We start from the raw sequence: 5,210 nt of genomic DNA, 5'->3' as shown, positions 1-5,210 counted from the left end.
GCTTTGGGGCTGGGGCTGCTGGGCCTGCTGGTGGTGGCGGCCTCGGGGGCCCTGACCTCGCTGGGCGACGCTCTGTTCCCGGTGCGCGACACCGCCGAGGCCGTGGCCAGGAGCCGCACGCCGGGCGAGAACTTTCTGGTGTACCTGCGCCTGTACCACCCCTTCATCGCCGTCGCGGTGAGCCTCTACGCGGTGGCGACGGTCGGGCTGGTCGCGGCGCTGCGCCCCGGGCCCGACACCCGGCGCTTCTCGAGGCTGGCCGGGGTGCTGTTCGTGGCCCAGCTCGCCATGGGCTACCTCAACGTCAAGGCGGCGGCGGCGCTGTACACCCAGCTGCCCCACCTCCTGCTCTCCGACCTGGTCTGGGTCAGCTTCCTGCTCTTCGCGGCCTCGGCGCTGGCCCAGCGGCCGCAGCGGGCACAAATCCCGCTGGGTGAGGTAGGCTGATATGGTGCAATCCTCGTCCCTGACTAAGCCTCTGGGCGCCACCTGGCGCGACTACTTCTGGCTCACCAAGCCCAGGGTGATCAGCCTGCTGCTCTTCACCGCGATCATGGCGATGTTCATCGCGGCGGGCGGCTGGCCGGGGCTGGGGCTGTTCGCGGCGGTGTTCGCCGGCGGCTACATGTCGGCGGCCTCGGCCAACGTGTTCAACATGATCGTCGACCGCGACATCGACGCCCGCATGAAGCGCACCGCCAAGCGCCCCACCGTCACCCGGGCCGTCGGCACCCGCGAGGCCCTGGTCTTCGCGGTGGTGCTGATGGTAGGGGCCTTCCTGGTCCTGTGGCTGGGCGCCAACCTGGCCGCGGCCCTGCTCTCGATGGCCGGGCTGGGCTGGTACGTGCTGGTCTACACCCTCTACATGAAGCGCCGCTTCTGGAGCAACATCGTCATCGGCGGTGCGGCGGGGGCTTTCCCCCCGCTGGTGGGCTGGGCGGCGGTGACGGGTGAGCTGGGCTGGATGCCCTGGCTGCTCTTCGCGTTGATCTTCTACTGGACCCCCGTGCACTTCTGGGCGCTGGCCCTGATGATCAAGGAGGACTACCGCGCGGTGGGCATCCCCATGCTCCCCGTGGTAATGGGGGAGCGGGCTACGGTGACCCAGATCGGCCTGTACGCCGTCCTCACCGTGCTCGTCGCCCTGCTGCCGCTGGCTTTCGGCCAATTGCACGGCTTCTACCTCGCCAGCAGCCTGGCCCTCAACGCCGTGCTGCTTTGGCAGAGCTGGGAGCTGTACCGCGTGCCCGAACGCCCCAATGCGGTGCGGCTGTACAAGTTCTCCATGCTCTACCTGGCCCTGATCTTCGTCGCCATGGCGGCCGACCGCGCCCTTTGGATGTAAACTGACCCCTCGGACACCTGCGGCTCGGCCGCGACCCTGTAAGCCGGGCACTGGCCCAACCGAGTCAAGTACGGAATAATCACCCCCTAGGAGGAGCAATGCTGCGAGGAAGTATCGTCGTGTGGGTGCTCTTGTTGCTGGGCCTCGCCCTAGGACAGGACACCCGGGTCGTCAACATCCTGGATCCCTCGACCGCGTACAACCGCGAGGTGACCCGCCTGCTGATCTGGGTCTCGGTCTTTGCCGCGCTGATCTTCATCGTGGTCACAGGGGCCCTGACCTACACCGTGATCAAGTTCCGCCGGCGGGGCAACGAGCAGGGCGAGCCGCCGCAGTTCCACGGCAACGACCGCCTCGAGATCATCTGGACCGTCATCCCCACCGTCATCGTCGTCATCATCTTCGGGCTCACCGCCCAGAGCATGATCGCCAACGCCCGCTTCCCCGCCGGGGCCATGACCGTGAAGGTCACGGGCTACCAGTTCTGGTGGGACTACGAGTACCAGGACCTGGGCATCCGCACCTCCAACGAGCTGATCCTGCCGGTGAACAAGCCGGTGATCGTGGAGATGACCTCCGAGGACGTCATCCACTCCTGGTGGCCGGCCAGCCTGGTGGGCAAGCAGGACGCCATCCCCGGCATCACCACCCGCCTGCACTTCACCCCCGAGAAGGAGGGCACCTACTACGGCCAGTGCGCCGAGCTGTGCGGGGCGAGCCACTCGAGGATGCGCTTTAGGGTGATCGTGGTCTCGCAGGAGCAGTTCGACCGCTTCGTGGAGGGCGTCAAGGCCTTCCAACCCCCCGCCCCGGCCGACCCCACCCTCGCCAGGGGCCAGCAGCTTTTCAACCAGCAGTGCGCCGCCTGCCACACGGTCCAGGGCACCGCCTCCGCGAGCAACCGCGTCGGCCCCGACCTCAGCAACTTCGGCAACCGCACCACGGTGGGGGCCGGGCTGTGGGAGAACACCGACACCTACCTCATCCCCTGGATCAAGAACTCCCCCGGCGTCAAGCCCGGCTCCAAGATGCCCGCCTTCCCCCAGCTCTCCGACGAGGACGCGCGCGCCATCGCCGCCTACGTCAAGAGCCTCAAGATCGAGGGCCTGGACTTCGAGGGCCTGCCCCAGTTTTAGGAGGAACCTGTAGATGGCAGTTCAAGCACCGACCCCATCCAAACCCAGCGGGCTCCCCCGGGCGGTGGCCCTGATCTGGGACATGCTGACGACGAGTGACCACAAGAAGGTGGGCCTGATCTACCTGGTCACCTCCTTCTTGATGTTCGGCTTAGCCGGGCTGATGGCCGTAGCCATCCGCTACCAGCTCGCCGTGCCCGACAACAACTTCCTGGTGGGCGACGGCTACAACCAGATCCTCACGCTGCACGGCGCGACCATGCTCTTCTTCTTCATCATCCCGGCGGGGGTGGCCGGCTTCGGCAACTTCATCCTGCCGCTGATGCTGGGCGAGCGCGACGTGGCCCTGCCGCGCATCAACGCCTTCGCGGCGTGGCTGTTCCTCTTCTCGGGCGTGCTGATCTACACCTCGCTGTTCTTCGGCGGCGCTCCCGACGTGGGCTGGACCTTCTACTGGCCCTTCTCGGCCAGCCGCGAGGGGCACGGGGTGGACTTCTTCATGATGGGCATCCTCACCCTGGGGGTCTCCTCGCTGCTGGGCTCGGCCAACTTCGCGGCCACGGTCTACAACCTGCGGGCCAAGGGCATGAGCCTGTGGAAGATGCCCATCTTCGTCTGGAGCGTCTTCGCCACCTCGCTGCTGCAGCTTTTCGCGCTGGCCGGCCTGACCGCCGCCAGCCTGCTGGTCTTCATCGACCGCAAGCTGGGCTTCAGCCCCTTCAACGCCGCCGTCGGCGGTGACCCGGTGCTGTTCCAGCAGTTCTTCTGGTTCTACTCCCACCCGGCGGTGTACATCATGCTCCTGCCCTACCTGGGCATCGCCGCCGAGGTGGCCTCGACCTTCGCCCGCAAGCCGGTCTTCGGCTACCGCTTCATGGTCTTCGCCCAGCTCGGCATCGCGGTGGTGGGCTTCTTGGTGTGGGCGCACCACATGTTCACGGTGGGCGAGAGCCTGCTGTTCCAGCTCGTCTTCGTGTTCTTCACCGCGCTGGTGGCGGTGCCGACGGGCGTGAAGATCTTCAGCCTGCTGGGCACGCTGTGGGGCGGGCACCTCGACATGAAGACCCCGCTGCTGTTCGTGCTGGGCTTCCTCTTCAACTTCCTGCTCGGCGGCATCACCGGGGTGATGCTCGCGATCGTCCCCTTCGACTACTCCGTGCACGACAGCTACTTCGTGGTCGCGCACTTCCACAACGTGCTGATGGCGGGCTCGGGCTTCCTGGCCTTCGCAGGGCTGTACTACTGGTGGCCCAAGATCACCGGCCGCACCTACAGCGAGTTCTGGGGCAAGACCCACTTCTGGTTCTTCCTGGTGGGCTACTTGCTCACCTTCATGCCCCAGTACGTGCTGGGCTTCCTGGGGATGCCCCGCCGCTACGACACCTACCCCGACGGCAACTACCTCTGGAACGAGCTTAACCTCATCTCCACCGTCGGCGCGGTGCTGCTGGCGCTGGGCGGCATCGCCTGGCTGATCAAGGTCATCGACTCCTTCCGCCGCAACGAGAAGGCCCCCGACAACCCCTGGGGCGGCTACACCCTCGAGTGGGCCACCTCCTCCCCACCCCCCTCCTACAACTTCGCCTTCAACTGGCCTCCCTTCTTCCCCTCCGAGCGCCCGCTGTACGACTGGGCCAAGGCCGGCCTCAAGCCGACCCCGGTGGACGTGAAGGACATCCACCTGCCCGCCCCGACGGTCTGGCCCTTCATGACCGCGCTGGGCCTGCTCATCACCAGCATCGGCATCTCCATCAGCCCCAACGCCACCCCCGACCTGCCGGGCGCGGCGGGGTGGCAGGGCTGGCTCACGGTGGGGCTCGTCACCTTCCTCTACAGCCTCTTCCGCTGGGCGGGCCGGCTGGAGTACGACGTCCCCGTCGAGCACCATACCGTCACCAACAAGTCCAACGCCTGGGTGGGGATGGCCTGGTTCATCGTCTCGGAGATCGCGCTGTTCGGCGTGCTGATCGCGGGCTACCTCTACCTGCGGCTCTCCGGCGCGGCCCAGCCCCCCGAGGAGCGCCCGGCCATCTGGCTCGCGCTGGTCAACACCTTCTTGCTGGTCGCGAGCTCCTTCACGGTGCACTACGCCCACCACGACCTGCGCAAGCGCAAGTTCTCGCCGCTGCGCTTCGGGCTGCTCATCAGCATCATCCTGGGCACGGTGTTCTTCTTGTTCCAGGTCTACGAGTTCGCGGTCTTCCTGGGCCACGAGAACCCCGCCCAGCAGCTTTGGGCCACCATGTTCCTCATCATCGTGGGCCTGCACGGCGCCCACGTGGTCATCGGCGGCACGGGCCTGGCCCTGGCCTACTACCAGGCCATCCAGAACAAGCTCGACGACCACAACCACGGCACCCTCGAGGGCGCCAGCATGTACTGGCACCTGGTGGACGCGGTGTGGCTGTTCATCGTGTGCATCTTCTACATCTGGTGAGGTAGTCGTTTGGAGCCCCCCACCGGTTTTGGTGGGGGGTTGTCGCATGGGTTACGCTGGGTGTTGAACGCTGATGGCTGGGCGTGGGTCGGGCGTCCGGTGCGGGGCGTACGTCCGGTGCGGGTCGTACGTCCTACGTCGTACGTCGTACGTCGTACGCAAAACGCAAAACGCCTGGTTCCCCCCTTAGCAAGGGGGGTTAGGGGGGATAAGCCCTCCCTGCACGCGGGGAGGGAAGGGGTGGGGTAAGCACAGGCCACGAACCATGAGCTTTCTTCGGCCAGGCCTTAGC

At 66.6% G+C, this 5,210-nt stretch carries 2 protein-coding genes and 1 pseudogene; all 3 read left to right on the top strand.

From position 1 onward, the window contains the following. A pseudogene (locus Mterra_RS18605) lies at window positions 1–1,345 on the top strand (heme o synthase); the annotation flags it as partial. Between the two features lie 98 nt (window positions 1,346–1,443). Next, a complete protein-coding gene (coxB, locus tag Mterra_RS18600) occupies window positions 1,444–2,481 on the top strand; it encodes a cytochrome c oxidase subunit II (RefSeq protein WP_119316501.1) in 1,038 nt (345 codons plus the stop codon). Between the two features lie 13 nt (window positions 2,482–2,494). After that, the gene (locus tag Mterra_RS18595) at window positions 2,495–4,918 is read left to right on the top strand and encodes a cbb3-type cytochrome c oxidase subunit I (protein ID WP_119316500.1); all 2,424 of its coding nucleotides are present in this window, start codon (window positions 2,495–2,497) and stop codon (window positions 4,916–4,918) included. Window positions 4,919–5,210 lie beyond the last annotated feature (292 nt).

The sequence above is a fragment of the Calidithermus terrae genome (assembly GCF_003574345.1).
In the GTDB taxonomy this organism is placed as follows: Bacteria; Deinococcota; Deinococci; order Deinococcales; family Thermaceae; genus Calidithermus; species Calidithermus chliarophilus.
Note: the sequence above shows the minus strand (reverse complement) of the source record. Positions and strands in the feature narration are given on the sequence as shown.